At 64.6% G+C, this 17652-nt stretch carries 18 protein-coding genes; 8 read left to right on the top strand and 10 right to left on the bottom strand.

The window, feature by feature from the left end; translation table 11 throughout:
• Positions 1–299: 299 nt before the first annotated feature.
• Together AB4Z51_RS13765 and AB4Z51_RS13760 are read right to left on the bottom strand one after the other, a co-directional pair.
• A complete protein-coding gene (locus AB4Z51_RS13765; RefSeq protein WP_071917652.1) occupies positions 300–521 on the bottom strand; it encodes a hypothetical protein in 222 nt (73 codons plus the stop codon).
• Positions 522–674: 153 nt separating this feature from the next.
• Positions 675–1127 carry a hypothetical protein gene (locus AB4Z51_RS13760; protein ID WP_085401302.1) on the bottom strand — a complete coding sequence of 151 codons (453 nt, stop codon included), beginning with the start codon at positions 1125–1127 and terminating at the stop codon, positions 675–677.
• Positions 1128–1283: 156 nt separating this feature from the next.
• Between AB4Z51_RS13760 and AB4Z51_RS13755 the strand changes: the two genes are divergently transcribed.
• The gene (locus AB4Z51_RS13755) at positions 1284–1556 is read left to right on the top strand and encodes a helix-turn-helix domain-containing protein (RefSeq protein ID WP_135216540.1); all 273 of its coding nucleotides are present in this window, start codon (positions 1284–1286) and stop codon (positions 1554–1556) included.
• Between the two features lie 8 nt (positions 1557–1564).
• Here the strand turns inward: AB4Z51_RS13755 and AB4Z51_RS13750 are convergent, their stop codons facing one another.
• Both AB4Z51_RS13750 and AB4Z51_RS13745 read right to left on the bottom strand, forming a co-directional pair.
• A complete protein-coding gene (locus AB4Z51_RS13750) occupies positions 1565–2797 on the bottom strand; it encodes an aminotransferase-like domain-containing protein (protein ID WP_028158083.1) in 1233 nt (410 codons plus the stop codon).
• A gap of 88 nt (positions 2798–2885) precedes the next feature.
• Positions 2886–3413, bottom strand: a complete 528-nt coding sequence (locus tag AB4Z51_RS13745) for a DUF3124 domain-containing protein (RefSeq protein WP_085401301.1) — start codon at positions 3411–3413, stop codon at positions 2886–2888.
• A gap of 67 nt (positions 3414–3480) precedes the next feature.
• Between AB4Z51_RS13745 and AB4Z51_RS13740 the strand changes: the two genes are divergently transcribed.
• From AB4Z51_RS13740 to AB4Z51_RS13725, 4 genes are all read left to right on the top strand, one after another.
• On the top strand, positions 3481–5211 hold the full coding sequence (locus AB4Z51_RS13740) for a cation:proton antiporter (RefSeq protein ID WP_085401300.1): 1731 nt from the start codon (positions 3481–3483) through the stop codon (positions 5209–5211).
• Positions 5212–5401: 190 nt separating this feature from the next.
• Complete coding sequence (gene ribB, locus AB4Z51_RS13735; RefSeq protein ID WP_028148219.1) at positions 5402–6478, top strand: 3,4-dihydroxy-2-butanone-4-phosphate synthase; 1077 nt, start codon at positions 5402–5404, stop codon at positions 6476–6478.
• A 138-nt stretch (positions 6479–6616) separates the two neighbouring features.
• On the top strand, positions 6617–7831 hold the full coding sequence (locus AB4Z51_RS13730) for an acyl-CoA dehydrogenase (protein ID WP_028148218.1): 1215 nt from the start codon (positions 6617–6619) through the stop codon (positions 7829–7831).
• A 171-nt stretch (positions 7832–8002) separates the two neighbouring features.
• Complete coding sequence (locus AB4Z51_RS13725) at positions 8003–8926, top strand: MBL fold metallo-hydrolase (protein ID WP_167768286.1); 924 nt, start codon at positions 8003–8005, stop codon at positions 8924–8926.
• A gap of 53 nt (positions 8927–8979) precedes the next feature.
• Here the strand turns inward: AB4Z51_RS13725 and AB4Z51_RS13720 are convergent, their stop codons facing one another.
• Both AB4Z51_RS13720 and AB4Z51_RS13715 read right to left on the bottom strand, forming a co-directional pair.
• On the bottom strand, positions 8980–9834 hold the full coding sequence (locus tag AB4Z51_RS13720) for a DUF1499 domain-containing protein (protein WP_028148216.1): 855 nt from the start codon (positions 9832–9834) through the stop codon (positions 8980–8982).
• Positions 9835–10125: 291 nt separating this feature from the next.
• Entirely contained in the window at positions 10126–11754 is a 1629-nt protein-coding gene (locus tag AB4Z51_RS13715; protein WP_063984935.1) for a fatty-acid--CoA ligase, read from the bottom strand.
• A 64-nt stretch (positions 11755–11818) separates the two neighbouring features.
• Here AB4Z51_RS13715 and AB4Z51_RS13710 point away from each other — a divergent pair, with 64 nt between their 5' ends.
• Entirely contained in the window at positions 11819–12916 is a 1098-nt protein-coding gene (locus AB4Z51_RS13710; RefSeq protein WP_085401297.1) for an extensin family protein, read from the top strand.
• Positions 12917–12952: 36 nt separating this feature from the next.
• Here the strand turns inward: AB4Z51_RS13710 and AB4Z51_RS13705 are convergent, their stop codons facing one another.
• Positions 12953–13639 (bottom strand): L,D-transpeptidase, encoded by a 687-nt coding sequence (locus AB4Z51_RS13705; protein ID WP_063984933.1) that lies wholly within the window; start codon positions 13637–13639, stop codon positions 12953–12955.
• Positions 13640–13976: 337 nt separating this feature from the next.
• Here AB4Z51_RS13705 and AB4Z51_RS13700 point away from each other — a divergent pair, with 337 nt between their 5' ends.
• Positions 13977–14954: a magnesium transporter CorA family protein gene (locus AB4Z51_RS13700; protein ID WP_085401296.1), complete on the top strand. Its 978-nt coding sequence runs from the start codon at positions 13977–13979 to the stop codon at positions 14952–14954.
• Between the two features lie 186 nt (positions 14955–15140).
• Positions 15141–15359: a hypothetical protein gene (locus tag AB4Z51_RS13695; protein WP_085401295.1), complete on the top strand. Its 219-nt coding sequence runs from the start codon at positions 15141–15143 to the stop codon at positions 15357–15359.
• A gap of 85 nt (positions 15360–15444) precedes the next feature.
• On the opposite strand, the gene AB4Z51_RS13690 is transcribed toward AB4Z51_RS13695, so the two are convergent.
• From AB4Z51_RS13690 to pdxH, 3 genes are read right to left on the bottom strand one after another with little or no spacing between them, the layout of a single operon-like run.
• A complete protein-coding gene (locus tag AB4Z51_RS13690) occupies positions 15445–16215 on the bottom strand; it encodes a class I SAM-dependent methyltransferase (protein ID WP_085401294.1) in 771 nt (256 codons plus the stop codon).
• A gap of 17 nt (positions 16216–16232) precedes the next feature.
• The gene (locus AB4Z51_RS13685; protein ID WP_063984930.1) at positions 16233–16985 is read right to left on the bottom strand and encodes an SDR family NAD(P)-dependent oxidoreductase; all 753 of its coding nucleotides are present in this window, start codon (positions 16983–16985) and stop codon (positions 16233–16235) included.
• A 25-nt stretch (positions 16986–17010) separates the two neighbouring features.
• Positions 17011–17652 (bottom strand): pyridoxamine 5'-phosphate oxidase, encoded by a 642-nt coding sequence (pdxH, locus tag AB4Z51_RS13680; RefSeq protein ID WP_085401293.1) that lies wholly within the window; start codon positions 17650–17652, stop codon positions 17011–17013.

Below are 17652 nucleotides of genomic sequence, written 5' to 3'. Positions count from 1 at the left end.
TTTGCGGCCCAGGCGACTGTTCGGGTTCAATGGACTAACGGACGGGGCACCTCTCTCACCCACGGCCTGCAACGACCTGGGGGTTTGCGGGCTCCCGTCCGTCACCGCAACGTCTACAATAGCAGACCTGCGGCGCTTCGACTTACAAGCGGTCTCCATCCGCGAGTCCAATTCTCATTGAATGCGCTGAAGCAACCCCTCATCCGGCGCTTCGCGCCACCTTCTCCCACAAGGGGAGAAGGAAGAAAGAGCGCAAAGAAATGGCCCCGCGAGGGGCCATTTCCATGATGTGTTACGCATCAATCCCAATGGTGACGGTGACCGCGCTTGACCACGACGACCCGGTCGTGATGGTGCCAGCCGCGATGCCAGCCGTGGTCGCGATGCTCGCGCATTTCGGCGCGGGCGCCGTAGCCATGATGGTAGCCGTTCTTGATCACCACCGTTTCGGCATTCGCCATCGTCGGTGCAACGATCGCGAGCGCGCCGAGAGCCGCAACCACATAACCAAGCTTCTTCAAGATGTCCTCCTCCAATGCAATGCACATGAGAACGGCGCATGTGTGCGAACGTTCCGGAGGAACTGGAAGAGAATTCTGAATGGATGTTCAGACAGAGCACGATTCGGAAAAGTGCGAAGCGGCTTTCCGAGCGATCATGCTCAAACGTGATGCTCAATCGCAGCGTTGCTGTGAAGGTGTCGGCGCGCCTGTCGCGACGTATTTGCCGTCCCTGATCGTGTACACACCGCGCTCGCTGCGATTGTAGATCGCGCGCAGGCTGCCATCCTTCGCCAGCAGCAGCCCGAATTCACGCGCCTGGTGCAGCGAGGGGAAGTAAACCATCACATTGAGCAGGCCCTCGGCTTCGACCGTGGCGGACACCACTTCGTTCTCGTCCCTGGCCTCGCCGAAATCGCGCCGGTACATCACCCGGCCGTCCTTCCTGATCTCGTAAGTCAACAGCGAGCCCTTGTCGCGGTCCGGCCGGGCCGCGCAATCGACTGCCCACGAGCCCAGCAGGCCCCATTGCTCGACCGTCGCCGCAAGCGTCTCGGCGCCGGCCGCTGGCGTGAACGCAATCCACAGCATCGCCGCCGCGATCCAGCAGCCCAGACAACGCGTCATGTCCTGAAAAACCCCGCCTCGAACAAGTCCAAGTGTAGCATCCCGCGCGCGATCGTCCACGCGAGCTGGCAATCGCGCGCGAATTTGATCCGCGTCAATGAGGCCGGTCGTATCAAGGGTAGGATGGCGCTCCCGAAGGCGAAGTTGGTGAGACCGATGCTGAATCAAGTCGTGGATTTCGCGGGCGAGGTACTGCCGGGGAGCTGTGCCGTGCCGCCTTATTCCGAGACCGCGTTCCTGGCCGAGCTGGGCGAGCGCTTGAGGTCCTCGCGCGCGCGGTGCGAGATGTCGCGCCGGGAGCTGGCCCGCCGCTCCGGGATTTCCGAGCGCTACATCGCCCAGATCGAGGCCGGCAAGGGCAACGTCTCGATCGTGCTGCTGCTGCGGCTGGCCTCCGCGATCCACGGCAGCCAGCCTCAGGTGGCCTAGAGCGAGCCTTAGGCGCGCTTCTCCACGTTGGCGCTGCGGGCCGGCACGCCGAACTCCTTGCGGCAGACCTCGGCCAGCACGGCGACGCCCTCACGGATCTGCTGATGCGAGGGGCTCGCAAAGCACAGCCTGAGCCGCGAGGAGGAATGGGGCTTGTTGGTCGACCATTCCGGCCCCGGATTGATCGAGACTCCGGCGGCGAGCGCGGCCTGATAGAGTTTCAGCGTATCGACCTGGTCGGGCAGCTTGACCCACAGGAAGATGCCGCCCTTGGGCTCCTCGAACTCGGCCGCCGTCCCGAACTGCTCGTTCAGCGCCTCCATCAGCGTATCGAGCTTGGTGCGCAGCGCCTTCGTCAGTGCCGGTACGTGGGTCGAAAAGTGCGGCTTGCAATAGGCGGCCAGCACCATCTGCTCCAGCGCGCCTGAGCCTGCATCCGTCTTCAGCGCCAGCATCCGCGACATCACATCCCAGGGCGCGACGATGAAGCCGACGCGCAGCGCCGGTGCGATCGATTTCGAGAACGAGCCGATATGGATCACGCCGCCGTTCGGGCTCATCGCGTGGATCGCCGGCGGTCGCTGTCCCGACCAGACGAGATCGGCGTAGCAATCGTCCTCGAAGATGGGCACGCCATATTCGGCCGCGAGCCGTACCAGTTCAGCGCGGCGGCTCTCCGGCATGATGCTGCCGGTGGGATTCTGCACGGTCGGGATGGTGTAAATGTACTTGGGCCGGATGCCGCGGCTCTTCAAATCGGCCAGCGTCGAGGCCAGCACATCCATACGCATGCCGTCCTTGTCGAGGGGGATGCCGACGACGTTGACCCCGAGCCGCGCCAGGCGGGTCAACGAGCCCTGATAGCTGTCCTGCTCGAAGATCACGGTATCGCCGCGTGTCAGCAGCGTTGCGTTGACGAGGTCGAGCGCCTGGAGCGAGCCGGAGACGATCAGGAGGTCGTCGACGGTGCAGTTGATGCCGGCGTCGCGCTTCAGTTTTGTCACCAGGAATTCGCGCAAGGGCAAATAGCCCTGCGGCCCGTGCGCCAGGCCGTAGGTCGCGAGCGAGCGGCCTTCCTTTTGCAAGGCGGAATTGGTCGCCTCGATCAGGCCGTCGAGCGGCAACTGCTCGGAGTCGTTGTTGCCACCGACAAAACTGTACTTGGCGAGGCCCGTCCAGCGCGCGGAAGGGGCCGGCAGCCCTGCGGGAAACAGGGGCGCGAAATCGAAGCTGGACGTCATGGGAGCGTTCCTCGTTTTGTTCTTGTTGAGCGACCGGCCTTGCGCCGGCGTGCCTTACTTCTTGCCGGCCGTCCTCGTCGGACGGCCTCTACTTCTTTGTGGCCGTCCGGGTCGGACGGCCCTGGCTGATGAAAGCGTAATGCGCATTGGCGACGCCGCCAACCATCAAGGCCTCGACCACGGGCTCGGCGATCTCGCCTGTTGCGGCCCAGTCGACAAGGAAATTGGCCCCGGTCCCCCCGCGCACATCGTCGGTCGGAATGAAGATCGAGACGGTGGCCAGAGGCTTCAGCGCCACCTGGCCCTTCAGGTAGGTCTCGACCTGCTTGCCTGCGGTGTCGAAATAGGCGATGCGTTTGACGATCAGCGGCTGGGTCTCGGAGGCGTTGTGAACGCTCAGCGTCACCGAGAAGTCGACACGTAGTTTGCCCTGGCTCATCGCAACGCTGGAATAGGCGGGCACATAGAACCCGCCGGAGACGGCGAGTTCCTCCTTCGGCAGTGTGGTGAGCGAATCGGCAAAGTTTTGTTCGATATTGACCTTGGATTGCGCGGCTGCGGGCGCGGCAGAGGCGAGGGGACATAGCAGCATTGCTGCGAAAAGCCCTGCTCGCATGTGACGAATTGCTCGCTTGCCGCGCCGCAACCTGGCCCTAGGGTGCGGCAAAACGGACCAATTTGGTATGCACGAACTCATTCGCGACATCACTCTCTGTATTCTGTTTGCCTGGATGCTGGGCCTGCTCGCCCATTTCTCCCGGCAGCCGCTGATCCTGGCCTACCTTATCGCCGGCTTCTGCATAGGTCCATTCGGTGCCGGCTGGGTCAAATCGCAGGAATCGATCAGCGTCATCTCCGAGCTCGGCCTGATCTTCATGCTGTTCATGATCGGGCTCGAGATCGACCTGAAGAAAATCGTGCGGGCGGGAAAGGTGATCCTGTTCGCGGCGGGCGGCCAGCTCATCGGCGGCTGCCTGCTCGGGGTGCTGTTCTTCGTCGGCATCGGCTTGTCGCTCGGCGGTGGGCATTTCGATGCGGTCTATCTCTGCGTCGCCTGCGCGCTGTCGAGCACCGTGATCATCGTCAAGGTGCTCTACGAGAAGCGCGAGCTCGACACGCTGCCCGGCCGCATCACGCTCGGTGTGCTGGTGCTCCAGGACATCTTCGCCATCCTGTTCCTGGCGGTGCAGCCGAGCCTCGCCAATCTCGAGGTCAGCGTCATCCTGCTGTCGATCGGCCGTGTCGCGGTGCTGGTCGCTGCCGCACTGCTGGTCAGCCGCTATGTGCTGCCGCGCCTATTCCATCAGATTGCCCGTCGCCCCGAGTTGATCCTGCTTGGCGCGCTCGCCTGGTGCTTCCTCGTCGCCGAGACCGCGGAGCGGCTCTCACTGTCGCGCGAGATGGGTGCGCTGATCGCCGGCGTCTCGCTGTCGACCTTCCCTTACGCCCTCGACGTCACCGCCAAGGTCACCACGCTCCGCGACTTCTTCATCACGCTGTTCTTTGTCGCGCTCGGCATGACCATTCCCGTGCCGGGCCTCTCCGTGATCGGGCTTGCCTTGATGATCGCGGCGTTCACGGTGGTGAGCCGCCTCGTCACCACCTTCGCCCCGCTCTACCTGATGAAGCAGGGCCTGCGCGCCAGCCTGTTGCCGGCCCTTAACCTCGCGCAGATCTCCGAGTTCTCGCTGGTGGTGATCCAGACCGGCGTCGCCGACCATCATATCGCGGCCGAAACGGCGAATGCGGCCTCCTTTGCCTTCGTGGTGCTGGCGGTGCTCTCGACCTTCGTGATGACCCGCAGCGACGAGATCACCCGCTGGGCGATCGGCCCCCTGAAGCGGATCGGCCTGCGCGACCTCGACCATGGCAACGGCCACGCCGAGGAGGGGCACGAGGGCGGCCACGGCGAGGCCCGCCGCATCGTCATCCTCGGCTTTTTCCGTGCGGCGAGCGCGCTGCTGGCCGAGATCGAACGGCAGGCGCCGGTGCTGCTCGAGCAGATCACCGTGATCGACTTCAATCCCAATGTGTACAAGACGCTGCTGTCGCGCGGCCTGCACGTGATCTATGGTGACATCAGCAGCGCCGACACGCTGCTCCATGCCGGCGTCGGCAAGTCCGAGATGATCATCCTCAGCGTGCCGGACGCCCTTCTCAAGGGCGCCAGCAACGAGAAGCTGGTCCGCCACGTCCGTACCCTCAACCCGACCGCCATGATCGTGGCCACGGCCGATCTTTTGTCGGATGTGAGCGAGCTCTACGCGGCCGGCGCCAGCTACGTCACGGTGACCCGGCTCAGCGACGCTCATGAGCTGTTTACCGTGATCGAAGCGGCCCAGGCTGGCCTGCTGGCCGACAAGCGGGCCGAGCTCGATGTCCGGCTCGGCGAGCGGCGCGAAGTGCTGCCCTGAAGGCGGCGCGGCCGCTTTCCGTCCGGGCCGTGTGCGCCTATATCCCTGGTATCTTCGGTGCAAGCCTTAGACCCGCGGGCCGGCCCGCCATCAGGCATATGCGGTTGCGTCCAGGACACTAGCGCTTGGGGCCAAGTCCGGCTAAGGCGTCCGGCGAAGCCTCCCGGCCATAACCGATAGAGATTGGGAAATGCCCGATAACGTTCAGGAAGTCTTGCAGGCCTTTGCCCGGGGTGAGCTCGTGGTCGTCACCGACGACGAGGACCGCGAGGGCGAGGGCGATCTGATCGTCGCCGCCTCGCTCTGTACCGCCGAGAAGATGGCGTTCATCATCCGCCATACCTCCGGCATCGTCTGCGCGCCGGTGACCACCGAGGACGCGCGCCGCCTCCGGCTCGATCCGATGGTGGCCCACAACGATTCCGCGCACACCACCGCATTCACGGTCTCGATCGACTACAAGCCCGACGGCGGCACCGGCATCTCGGCCGAAGAGCGCGCCTCGTGCTGCCGCGCGCTGTCCAATCCCAATGTCGGCGCCAACGATTTTGCCCGCCCGGGCCACATCTTCCCGCTGATTGCCAAGGACGGCGGCGTGCTCTTGCGCTCCGGCCATACCGAGGCCGCGGTCGACCTGTGCAAGCTCTCCGGCCTGCCGCCGGTCGGCGTCATCAGCGAACTCATGAACGACGACGGCAGCGTGATGAAGGGCGAGCAGGTCGCCCGCTTTGCGGCCCAGCACAAGCTCAAGCATGTCACCATCGCCGACATGATCGCCTACCGCCAGGTGCGCGAGAAGCTGATCGAGCGGGTCTCGACCTTCGTCACCGACAGCCCGATCGGGCCGCTTCAGGGCTATGCCTACCGCTCGCCGTTCGATTCCATCGCCCACGTCGCGTTCGTCTATAACGGCGTCGGCGACGGCAAGAACGTGCTGACGCGCTTCCACAAGCCCAACATCGTCAAGGACATCTTCACCGGCCATAAGCGCATGGCGGCAGTGCTCGAGCACTTCAAGAAGTCCGGCCGTGGCGTCTTGGTTTACCTGCGTGACGGAGCCGCCGGTGTCCCCGTTGCCCCGCTACCCGATGAGAGCGCGAGCGAGGCGGACCGCAACCGCCAGTGGCGCGAGGTCGGTGTCGGCGCGCAGATCCTGCGCGATCTCGGCGTCACCTCGATCCGCCACCTCACCTCGTCGGTGCACGACTACAAGGGCCTGTCAGGCTTCGGCATCGAGATCGTTGCCAACGAGCAGCTTGAAAGCTAGCGCTGTCATTCCGGGGGCGCGCGCTGCGCATCCCCGGGGTCCACGCAGAGCCATCCATCTGCAACGCAATTGCACTTGTTGCCGCGGCGCTTTACTTTGTCGGGCAAATTTTGACGGAACCAGACGAAAGGACGTTTCATGAGCGTGCGCCCTCAGACCAAGGACAAGCCGGCTGCGGCTTCTTTCCAATGGGACGATCCGTTCCTGCTCGACGAGCAGCTCACCGAAGACGAGCGGATGGTGCGCGACACCGCGCGCGCCTATGCTCAGGACAAGCTGCTGCCGCGCGTCACCAAGGCGTATCTCGAGGAGAAGACCGACCGCGAGATCTTCAACGAGATGGGCGAGCTCGGCCTGATCGGCATTACGCTGCCTGAGGAATATGGCTGTGCCAATGCGAGCTACGTCGCCTACGGCCTCGTCGCGCGCGAGATCGAGCGGGTCGATTCCGGCTATCGTTCGATGAACTCGGTGCAGTCCTCGCTGGTGATGTACCCGATCTACGCCTATGGCGACGAGAACCAGCGCAAGAAGTACCTGCCGAAGCTCGCCAGCGGCGAGTGGGTCGGCTGCTTCGGTCTCACCGAGCCCGACGCCGGCTCCGATCCGGCCGGCATGAAGACCCGCGCCGAGAAGGTCTCGGATGGCTATCGCCTGACCGGCAGCAAGATGTGGATCTCGAACGCGCCGATCGCCGACGTGTTCGTGGTCTGGGCCAAGTCGGCCGAGCACGACAACCAGATCCGCGGCTTCGTGCTGGAAAAGGGCATGAAGGGCCTCTCCGCGCCGAAGATCGGCGGCAAGCTGTCCCTGCGCGCCTCGATCACCGGTGAGGTCGTGATGGACGGCGTCGTGGTTCCCGAGGACGCGCTGCTGCCCAACGTGTCCGGCCTCAAGGGCCCGTTCGGCTGCCTCAACCGCGCCCGCTACGGCATCTCCTGGGGCGCGCTCGGCGCCGCCGAGGACTGCATGCACCGCGCCCGCCAGTACACGCTCGACCGCAAGCAGTTCGGCAAGCCGCTCGCCGCGACCCAGCTCGTGCAGAAGAAGCTGGCGGACATGGAAACCGAGATCGCGCTGGGCCTCCAGGGTTCGCTTCGCGTCGGCCGTCTGATGGACGAGGGCAAGTTTGCCCCCGAGATGATCTCGATCATGAAGCGCAACAATTGCGGCAAGGCCCTCGATATCGCCCGCGTCGCGCGAGACATGCACGGTGGCAACGGCATCTCGGCCGAGTACCACGTGATGCGCCACGTCCATAACCTCGAGACCGTCAACACCTACGAGGGGACTCACGACGTCCACGCCCTGATCCTGGGACGTGCGATCACGGGCATCCAGGCGTTTTTCTAGTCGCAGCGTTCTTCGGCCGCGGCTAGTTTGCTCCGCTGTCATCGCCCGCGAAGGCGGGCGATCCAGTATCCCAGAGACCTCGCCTTCGCCTCAGGCGCCGCGGCGTACTGGATACCCCGCTTTCGCGGGGTATGACGGCGAGGGTTGGGGCTGCAGTGCACAGGAAGTCCCATGTCCGACAACGACGACATCCCGTTCAACCGCAACTTTCCGCTCAGGGCCGGTGTCGTCGAGGAAGTCCGTCCCGGCGTGCGGCGCGTGCTCTGTAACAATCCGAGCCCGTTCACCTTCACCGGCACGGTCAGCTACATCGTAGGCCAAGGCAACGTCGCGATCATCGATCCCGGTCCGAACGACGAGGCGCACGCGGCGGCGCTGCTCGATGCCGTCAGGGGCGAGACGGTGAGCCATATCTTCGTCACCCACACCCATCGCGACCATTCGCCGAACACCGCGCGGATCAAGCAGGCGACCGGCGCGCCCGTCTATGCCGAGGGCCCGCACCGTGCCTCGCGCCCGCGCTTCGAGAGCGAGAAGCACAATCCGGAGTCCGGCGCCGACCGCGATTTCGCGCCCGATATCAGGATCGCCCATGGCGACGTCGTCGAGGGTGCCGGCTGGCGTCTGGAGGCCGTGGCGACGCCCGGCCACACCGCCAATCATCTCGCCTTCGCCTGGCCCGAACGGAAATTCAACTTCGTCGGCGATCACGTGATGGGCTGGTCGACGTCGATCGTGGCGCCACCCGACGGCTCGATGATCGACTACATGGAGTCGCTCGACCGCCTCGCCGCGCGCGAGGAGGATCTGTATTTCTCCGGCCACGGCCCGGAGATCCCGGACGGCCAGCGCTTCGTGCGCTTCCTGATCCGCCACCGCAAGGCGCGCGAAGCCTCGATCCTGCACCGCCTGGCCAAGGGCGAGGCCGATATCCCGACCATGGTGCGCGCGATCTATATCGGCATCGATCCCAGGCTGACGACGGCCGCCGGCTATTCGGTCCTGGCGCATCTGGAAGATCTGGTCGCGCGCGGCGTGGTGGCGACGGATGGCGATCCCGTGATCGGCGGTACGTATCGAATGGCGGGGGCCTAGCTTCTCGTCATTCCGGGCTGGATGCTGCGCATCGTCCTGGAATGACAGCGGGGCTACTTCTTCACCGTCTTCGCCGGTGCCTTCGGTGGCGCGACCGGCGTCTTCTTCACCGGTTTCAGCGCGTCGGCGTCGGCGGCGGTGTTGAGATCGTCGATGAATTTTTTGACGCGCGCGGCGTTGCTGCCGAGATCACTGTCGAAATAGCGCGACGCCGAGCGGATATCGACGCGGGAATCGTCACCATCGGGCACGACCCGGATCGAGATGTCCTCGCGGAACCCCATGATCGGCGTCCGTGCCACCGCCTCGATGCGGCCGATACGGCGCGGTGGCTGCGGCTCGCGCTCGTCGATGACGAGCCATTTGCGCTTGATGACGAGCTGGCGCGCGATCGCATAGGCCCGATCGACCGGGATCTCCAGCTCGATCGGCTCGATGTCCGGGTAGAACTGGCGCTGCTGCTCGGCCGAATAGAGGCCGGCATAGACCGCGGTGTTGGTGCCATCGCCGGTGCGCAGGTGCGCGAGCGCGTCGAAGCGCGGCGGGTCGATCGGGTTGGTGGTGATGTCGTAGATCGGCGGCAGCTTGCGGTATTGCAGGGCGAGATAAGCGGGATAAGCGAGGATCGCGCCGTTGATGAGGAAGGCGAGCAGGATGCGCCCCATGCCGCGCGAGCCGTTCTGCCAGATCGCGGCAAAGCCCGCGAGCCCAAACAGGATCGAGAGGCCGGCGATCGCGAGCCCGCCGAAGAACGTCATCAGCGCCGGTTTCATCTCCAGGAAGTCGAAGCGGACGATGATGATCGAGACCACCACCGCCACCACCGCGAACACGGCCAGATTACGCGCCCAGCTCGCGAGGCTGGACACGGGCTCCGACTGATAGGGAGCGGAAAACCTGCGGGCCATCGGGTGAAGCTCTGCCGGGGTTTTGGGCGATGTCGGCCGATTTGGCGCGACGATGGGCCGTTGAGACCACGGCCCGGGGGCAAATTCAAGGGTTCCGCATGCGCCCAGACCGTCATGCCCGGGCATAGCCGTCCGAAGGACGGCGTCGCTTCCACTCGCCTATGCCCGGGCATCCACGTTCTCCGTGCCGCGGGGCAAGGCGTGGATGGCCGGGACAGGCCCGGCCATGTCGTTATGGAGGCTTCAATGCGTCGAGCGCTCACGCCCTCCAGGGGAGGGCGGTACCGAGGGTTACGCCGCCGCGTTCGGGAAACGGTAATCCTTGAACTGGTCGCGTAGTGCGGTCTTCAGGATCTTGCCGGTCGCGGTGTGCGGAATGCCTTCGACGAAGGCGACGTCGTCGGGCATCCACCATTTGGCGATCTTGCCGTCCATGAACTTCAGGATGTCCTCGCGGCTGGCCTGCTGGCCCTGCTTGAGCTGCACGATCAGCAGCGGCCGCTCGTCCCATTTGGGATGATAGATGCCGATGACGGCGGCCTCCGCCACGGCGGGATGGCCGACCGCGAGGTTTTCGAGGTCGATCGAGGAGATCCACTCGCCGCCGGACTTGATCACGTCCTTGGAGCGGTCGGTGATCCGCATGTAGCCGGCCTCGTCGATGGTCGCGACGTCACCGGTGTCGAAGAAGCCTTCCTCGTCGAGGATGTTGCTGTCGACACGGTAATAGGCCTTGGCAACGGCGGGGCCGGAGACCTTGAGACGGCCGAAGGTCTTGCCGTCCCAGGGCAGCTCCTTGCCGGCATCGTCGGTGATCTTCATCTCCACCGCAAAGGGCGCATAGCCCTGCATCTGAAGCACGTCGAGCCGCGCCTCACCGGTCGCATTCTGGAACGGCGGCTTCAGCGCCGCGACGCTGCCGATCGGGCTCATCTCGGTCATGCCCCAGGCGTGGCGCACGTTCGAGCCCATGTCGAGGAAGGCCTTGATCATCGAGCGCGGCATCGCCGAGCCGCCGCAGATCACCATCTTCAAAGCCGGCAGCTTCAGATTGTTGGCGGCCATGTGCTGCAGCAGCATCAGCCACACCGTGGGCACGCCCGCCGTGTGCGTCACCTTCTCGGTCGAGAGCAGCTCGTAGACGGAGGCGCCGTCGAGCTTGGCGCCGGGCATGACCAGCTTGGTGCCTTGCGAGGGGGCCGAGAAGGCGATGCCCCAGCTATTGGCATGGAACAGCGGCACCACCGGCAGCATTGTCTCGGACGCGCTGGTGCCGAGCGCATCGACATTGTTCGCCATCAGCGCGTGCAGCACGTTGGAGCGATGCGAATACAGGACACCCTTCGGATCGCCCGTGGTGCCGGATGTGTAGCACATCGCGGCGGCCGTGTTCTCGTCAAAGTCCTTCCATTCGAACTTGCCGTCGGCCTCCGCGATCCAGTCCTCGTAGGCGACCACGTTCTTCAGCGTGGTCTCAGGCAGATGCGCCTTGTCGGTGAGCACGACGTAGCGTTCCACGCTTGGCAGCTTGTCGGCGATCTTCTCCAGGACCGGAACGAAGGTGAGGTCGGTCATCACGATGCGGTCCTGCGCATGGTTGATGATCCAGGCGATCTGCTCGGGGAAAAGGCGGGGATTGACGGTATGGCAGATGGCGCCGATCCCCATGATGCCGTACCAGACCTCGAGATGGCGCCAGGTGTTCCAGGCGATCGTTGCGACACGGTCGCCGAGCTTGATGCCGTCTCGCTCCAGCACCTGCGAGACCTTGAGCGCCCGCTTGTGGATTTCGCCGTAGGTGGTGCGATGGATCGGTCCCTCGACCGATCGCGTAACGACCTCCTGCTTGCCATGAATCTTGGCGGCGTGTTCGATGATCCGGTGGCAGAGCAGGGGCCAATCTTGCATCAAACCAAGCATTCAGACATTCCTCCGAGGTGGGCTGGACTTTTTATAGCTCTCAGCGCTGGGCCAAAGAATTGTCATGAGTTTTAGCCTGCCGGACTTTCGCCGCAAATGGTCTTGTCGCGGCTATATGTCCGCAGGCGCGGCAATGGTTACCGCTGCGCTCGGGCTGTCGCTTGTGCTGGCGGAGCGGGCAGAAGCGCGAAAATATGCTACGCCGCTGGATATCTTCGGTCTTGGTACACCACGGCCGCGCGCGAAGGTGCACTCCGCCAGGATACCGCTACCAAAGCCCCGCCCGGAGGAGGCCCCCCAAGCAACGGACGAGGCCGCGCCGGAGGCAGAGGGGAAGCCTTCCGCAGACAAGCCGAGCGCGACCAAGCCCGTCGAGGCCGCGCCGCCGCCCGAGAAGCAGCTCTCGGTCTGCCGGCTCGCCTTGACCGAGGAGATCGCCGTCGCGCCGTCCATTCCCGATATTCGCGGCCCCGGCGCCTGCGGCGGCGAGGATCTGGTGCGGCTGGAGGCGATCGTGCTGCCGGACAAGCGCAAGGTGGCGGTCAAGCCGGCGGCGATCCTCCGCTGCACCATGGCCTCCGCGATCGCCGATTGGGTGCGCAAGGACATGGTGCCGCTGGCGGCGAGCCTCGGCTCGACCATCAGCGATCTCGACAATTTCGACAGTTTCGAATGCCGAGGCCGTAACCGCATCGCCGGCGCGATGCTGTCCGAGCACGGCAAGGCCAACGCGCTCGACGTCCGCGCCATCAAGCTCGCCAACGGGCGGTCGATCGGCCTGACCGACCGCGGCATGCCGCGCGATGTGCGCGAGCGCGTGCTGCATTCAGTCTGCGCGCGCTTTTCCACCGTGCTCGGTCCGGGCTCGGACTGGTATCACGAGGACCACATCCATCTCGACCTGGCGCAGCGGCGCAACGACTACCGGATCTGTCAGTGGAACGTCTGGGATCCCCTGCCGCAGGTCGCCCCGTTGCTGCCGGCGGGACGGCCCGAGGAGGCGCCGCCGCGCGAGGTCGCGGCCAGGCCTGAGGCCAAGGATGGGGCCAAGGACGGAGCTGATGACGAGCCGGCGCAGAAATCCCCTGCGCCGGCGGACAAGTCGGCCGCCGATGGCACCAAAGCCGAGCCGCACAAGCCGGCAACAAAAAAGCGCCGGTAAAACCGGCGCTTTTGAATGTCCGAGAGCAGGAGGCGATCAGTAGCTGCCCGCCTGGCCCGTCTGGCTGCCGCCGAGCGCGAGGCGCGAATTGTAGGGCGAGTCGCCATGCTTCGGCTCGAGCACCACGACGATGGTGCCGACCTTGACGCGGCCATAGAGGTCGATCGCGTCTTCGTTGGTTAGGCGGATGCAGCCCGACGAGATCGAGGCGCCGATATATTCCGGCTGGTTGGTGCCGTGAATGCGGAACAGCGTGTCCTTGCCGCCGGAGTAGAGATACATCGCGCGGGAGCCCATCGGATTGTCCGGACCCGGTGCAACGTAGGTCGGCACGCCCAGTCGCGAAATCTCGCCCGGGGTCGGATGCCAGGCCGGCCACTCGGTCATGCTGCCAACCTTGGCAATGCCCGACCAGGCCATGGCTTCTTCGCCGACGGTGATGCCGTAGCGGATCGCCTTGCCGCCATCCATGACCCAGTAGAGGTAATGGTTGTCGGAATCGACCACGATCGAGCCCGGCGATTCCTTGCGGTGGTAATCGACGATGGCGCGGCGGAACGGCTCGGCGACGGGGGTGTTCTCGTACCGGACCTTGGCGAGGAGTTCCTTGTCCTTCGGCTTGAAGGCCTTGGTGTCGGTCGCTTCAAAATGTGTGGCCTGCATGCAGCCCGACAGCATCAGGCCAGCGGCCAAAATACCCAGCATAACTTTCAGCGACGACATGATTTGATTCCAATCGACAACAACTAGCTTTCGCGGGGCTTGAGACGCGCCCAAACCACGACTCCGTTGGGCCCTATTATCGTTGAAATCTGCCACAATTCCAGCGTTTCGGACCTTTTCCCGCGCTGCAAGAGCCGAGCTGTGGCTTTTTTGCCGCAAGTTTTGCGCTCCTGTGCTGGTTTTTAGGCAAAGCACGCCCGACTGTCGATTCCGTGCCACGGTTGGGCCACGGCGCCGCCACAAATGCAAACGCTCCGTTAATGTGCTTGTCATCATGAACTTGTCAGAATCGCGCTAAGGGCTGTCAGTCTGTCGCAGGCCCCTGCTGGAGTTGTGCATGTTTTCTGTGTTCGTTCCCTCCGACTCCTCCCTCAAGAAAGCGGTTGTCGAAGACCTCGCGGCGGTTCCGGAGCATGCGGTGTGGATCGACCTGGTCAACCCGACCGCGGCTGAGGACAAGGCGGTGGAGCGGCTCTCCGGTATTGCGATCCCGACCCGGGAGGACATGCAGGAGATCGAGATCTCCAGCCGGCTCTATATCGAGAACAGCGCGCGCTACATGACGGCGACGCTGATGTGCCAGTCCGACACCGACATGCCCCGGACCACGGCTGTGACTTTCATTCTCGGCGATCATCGCCTGGTGACGGTGCGCTACGACCAGCCCAAGCCGTTTGCGCTGGTCGAGGCCAAGCTGGCCCGGTCCTGCACGCCCGCGATCACCGGCGAGATGGTGCTGATGGAACTGCTGGACGCCGTGATCGACCGCTGCGCCGACATCCTAGAGCGCTGCGGCGCCGAGATCGACCAGGTCTCGCACGACATCTTCGAGCCGGAGAGCGAGCGCCACGGCCACGCCAAGCAATATTCCCAGATCCTGATCTCGATCGGCCGCAAGGGCGATCTGACCTCGAAGGTTCGCGAAAGCCTGGTGTCGATCGGCCGCGTCGTCACCTTCCTCTCCGCGGTGGTGGAGGGCGTGAAATGGTCGAAGGACATGCGCGAGCAGCTCAAGACCATGCAGCGCGACGTCGCCTCGCTGACCGACCACGCCTCCTATCTCTCCAGCAAGATCACCTTCGTGCTCGACGCCATGCTCGGCGTCGTCAATCTCGAGCAGAACAACATCATCAAGCTGTTTTCGGTCATGGCCGTTGTCCTGATGCCGCCGACGCTGATCGCCTCGATCTACGGCATGAATTTCAAGGCGATGCCGGAACTCGAATGGGTCCACGGCTATCCGATGGCGCTGGTGATGATGCTCGCCGCCGCGATCGTCCCGTACTGGCTCTTCAAGTGGAAGAAGTGGCTTTGATACCTACCGAGACCTTACGCCGTTCAACGAGACACGGTGGTTGGTGTCGCAGAATAGAGCGGGATTGAGGCCGCGCCGTGATGTGTGCCCGCCGCCCCAATTCCTCCGGTAAAATTTGAGCGGTGGGCTGAACGTTTGCGCGAAACTTGTCTGCGATAAGCAGCATGTTAGCCGCGAGGAACAGCCATGGTTGAAAAACACATAACGTCGCCCCGCAACGTCATCGATCTGGCGAATTATCGTCAGGTCCTGGCGAGCGGCAAGGCGTTGTCGATGTCGGCGCGCATGTGCCGGCACTGTGGTGCTCCGCTGCTCGACGGTGAGAACGACGACGACTGCTCGACTGCGTTCAGCACGGCCGCTCCGCGGCTGCGCGATCGGTCGCGTCGGATTCGAGTCGATTGAGGAACGGAAGGGTAAAGGCGATCCAGGTCCTGCGGCGGCGTTGTCTGGATCGCCTTGCTTCCCGCCCTTCGAGCGGGAAAATCATCTAGCGCTTCACGATCTGGGCCGTCGAGACGACGGTCTCGGCGATGGCGCCGTCGCGACTGAAGGGAGCGAGATGCTGCCCGACGTCGCGCAGCATCGCGTCGGCATTTTCGCCAAGCGCTTCCGGCGATGACGACGAGTAGGTGAGGGTGCGGCGTGTCAGGTCCTGCACACTGATTGTGTGGCTGGTCTCAACCGTGACGAGCTCGGTGGGCTGAAAGGCGCTGCCGCGAAAGAACGCCGGCAAGTCGCGATGGGTGCGCGTGCCCATGCCTGCCTCCTCCCAGAGCTTGGCCGGTGACCAGCGGCGGCGGACGTCGTTGTAGCCATCGAGCCACGGGTTGCTGCCGTCGGTGGCCGAGAACGAGGCGCAGATCAGAATTGCCCCATCGCGCGCGACCAGTCGATCGAGCCGCGCAAGCGTCGGCTCACGATCCATCCAATGCAGCGCGCGGCCGATGGTCGCGACGTCGAATGCGCCGATGTCGGGGCTAAGCGTCTCGACCTTGCCTTCGATCAGCGTGAGTGCGTGGCCTGCGCTCGCAGCCGCGCGTCGCGCCGCATCGAGCATGGCAGGTTCAGGGTCGACGCCGACGATGCGGCCGACATAGGGGCCGAAGCCGAGCGCCAGGAGTCCGGGTCCGGTGCCGAGGTCTATCAGGCTGCTCTGTTTGGTAAGACCAAGCTTATGCGCGACGCTGCGAAAGAATTCGCTCGGGTAGGGCGGCCGCAAATGCTCGTAGAGTGACGCAGTGCTCGCGAACCGGCCCATGCTTCGCCTGCCTGGCCTTACACGTGCTGGCCGCCGTTGATGTGGATCTCGGCGCCGTTGACGTAAGAGCTGGTGTCCGTGCACAGCACGTAGATGATCTTGGCGACCTCGTCGGGCGTGCCGAGCCGGTGCATCGGGATCTGCTGGTCGACGATCTTCTCGGTGCCCGGCGACAGGATCGAGGTGTCGATCTCGCCCGGCGCGATAGCGTTGACGCGGACGCCGACGCGGCCGAAATCGGAGGCCATTTCGCGCGTCAGGGATGCAAGCGCGGCTTTCGATGTGGCATAGGCGGCGCCCGCAAAGGGGTGCACGCGCGAGCCCGCGATCGAGGTGACGTTCACGACCGAGCCCCTGGCCGCCTTCAACTCCTCGATCAATCCCCGCGCGATCATGATCGGCGCAAAGAAATTGACGTGGAAGACGTGCGTCCAGGTGTCGAGGTCGGTGTCGACCGAGCCAAGCCGCGAGCCGCCCGGACCCTTCGGCGAGATCGCGGCGTTGTTGACGAGCGCATGCAGCATGCCGCCTTCGAGCCGGTTGCGGATGTCGGTGATCGCGCGCGCGGTGTCCAGGGGGTTGCCGAGGTCGACCTGGATGTGGTCCTCGGGGCCGGCGTCCCACGGACAGTCCTCGGGGAAGGGATGCCGCGAGCAGGTGATGACGCGCCAGCCCGCCGACGAGAACCGGATCACGGTGGCGTGGCCGATGCCGCGGCTCGCTCCGGTCAGGAGCAGCGTGCGGCGCGGCGCATTGGACGAATGCGGCATGGACATCTTTCAGGTCGGCCTAAGCTCAGGGATACATCCGCGTCTTGGACCATGGCTGGCCGGCCGCGTCACGGCGAAATTCGATACGGTCGTGCAGGCGGAACGGGCGGTCGTGCCAGAACTCGATACGCGAGGGCGTGATGCGCCAGCCGCTCCAGCCCGGCGGCCGCGGCACCTCGCCGATGATGTGCTTGGCCGCGACCTTTGCGATGGCCTGTTCGAAGGCGAAGCGGCTTTCCAGCGCCTCGGACTGCTTGCTCGCCCAGGCGCCGATCTGCGCCTGCTTGGGACGGGTGGCGAAGTAAGCGTCTGCCTCGGCGTCGGTCACTGGCGTCACGTTGCCGCGGATGCGGACCTGACGGCGCAGCGACTTCCAGTGAAAAAGTAACGCCGCCTTAGGATTTGCGGCGAGTTCGCGGCCCTTCTGGCTCGCGATGTGGCTGTAGAAGACGAAACCGTCGGCATCGAAGCCCTTCATCAGCACCATGCGCACGTCTGGCAGCCCGTCGGGGTCGACGGTTGCGAGCGCCATGGCGTTCGGATCGTTCGGCTCGCTCTTGATCGCCTCGTTCAGCCAGGCCTCGAACAGCGCAAACGGTTCGTCGGCGGCGGTGAAATCACCGGATGTTAAGGGTGTCTGGTGTTTCATCGAGGTCGTGTCGGTCAT

Origin of the sequence: Bradyrhizobium sp. 2TAF36 (assembly GCF_052114925.1) — a bacterium.
Taxonomy (GTDB): Bacteria; Pseudomonadota; Alphaproteobacteria; order Rhizobiales; family Xanthobacteraceae; genus Bradyrhizobium; species Bradyrhizobium barranii.
Note: the sequence above shows the minus strand (reverse complement) of the source record. Positions and strands in the feature narration are given on the sequence as shown.

Coding starts and splice junctions, on each gene's coding strand:
- AB4Z51_RS13750 (WP_028158083.1), bottom strand. CDS start 2,797: ATGACGTCCAGCTTCGATTTCGCGCCCCTGTTTCCCGCAGGGCTGCCG.
- AB4Z51_RS13725 (WP_167768286.1), top strand. CDS start 8,003: ATGTCCGACAACGACGACATCCCGTTCAACCGCAACTTTCCGCTCAGG.
- AB4Z51_RS13730 (WP_028148218.1), top strand. CDS start 6,617: ATGAGCGTGCGCCCTCAGACCAAGGACAAGCCGGCTGCGGCTTCTTTC.
- AB4Z51_RS13710 (WP_085401297.1), top strand. CDS start 11,819: ATGAGTTTTAGCCTGCCGGACTTTCGCCGCAAATGGTCTTGTCGCGGC.
- AB4Z51_RS13760 (WP_085401302.1), bottom strand. CDS start 1,127: ATGACGCGTTGTCTGGGCTGCTGGATCGCGGCGGCGATGCTGTGGATT.
- AB4Z51_RS13690 (WP_085401294.1), bottom strand. CDS start 16,215: ATGGGCCGGTTCGCGAGCACTGCGTCACTCTACGAGCATTTGCGGCCG.
- AB4Z51_RS13685 (WP_063984930.1), bottom strand. CDS start 16,985: ATGCCGCATTCGTCCAATGCGCCGCGCCGCACGCTGCTCCTGACCGGA.
- AB4Z51_RS13720 (WP_028148216.1), bottom strand. CDS start 9,834: ATGGCCCGCAGGTTTTCCGCTCCCTATCAGTCGGAGCCCGTGTCCAGC.
- AB4Z51_RS13745 (WP_085401301.1), bottom strand. CDS start 3,413: ATGCGAGCAGGGCTTTTCGCAGCAATGCTGCTATGTCCCCTCGCCTCT.
- ribB (WP_028148219.1), top strand. CDS start 5,402: ATGCCCGATAACGTTCAGGAAGTCTTGCAGGCCTTTGCCCGGGGTGAG.
- AB4Z51_RS13715 (WP_063984935.1), bottom strand. CDS start 11,754: ATGCTTGGTTTGATGCAAGATTGGCCCCTGCTCTGCCACCGGATCATC.
- AB4Z51_RS13695 (WP_085401295.1), top strand. CDS start 15,141: ATGGTTGAAAAACACATAACGTCGCCCCGCAACGTCATCGATCTGGCG.
- AB4Z51_RS13740 (WP_085401300.1), top strand. CDS start 3,481: ATGCACGAACTCATTCGCGACATCACTCTCTGTATTCTGTTTGCCTGG.
- AB4Z51_RS13700 (WP_085401296.1), top strand. CDS start 13,977: ATGTTTTCTGTGTTCGTTCCCTCCGACTCCTCCCTCAAGAAAGCGGTT.
- pdxH (WP_085401293.1), bottom strand. CDS start 17,652: ATGACCGACACGACCTCGATGAAACACCAGACACCCTTAACATCCGGT.
- AB4Z51_RS13755 (WP_135216540.1), top strand. CDS start 1,284: ATGCTGAATCAAGTCGTGGATTTCGCGGGCGAGGTACTGCCGGGGAGC.
- AB4Z51_RS13705 (WP_063984933.1), bottom strand. CDS start 13,639: ATGTCGTCGCTGAAAGTTATGCTGGGTATTTTGGCCGCTGGCCTGATG.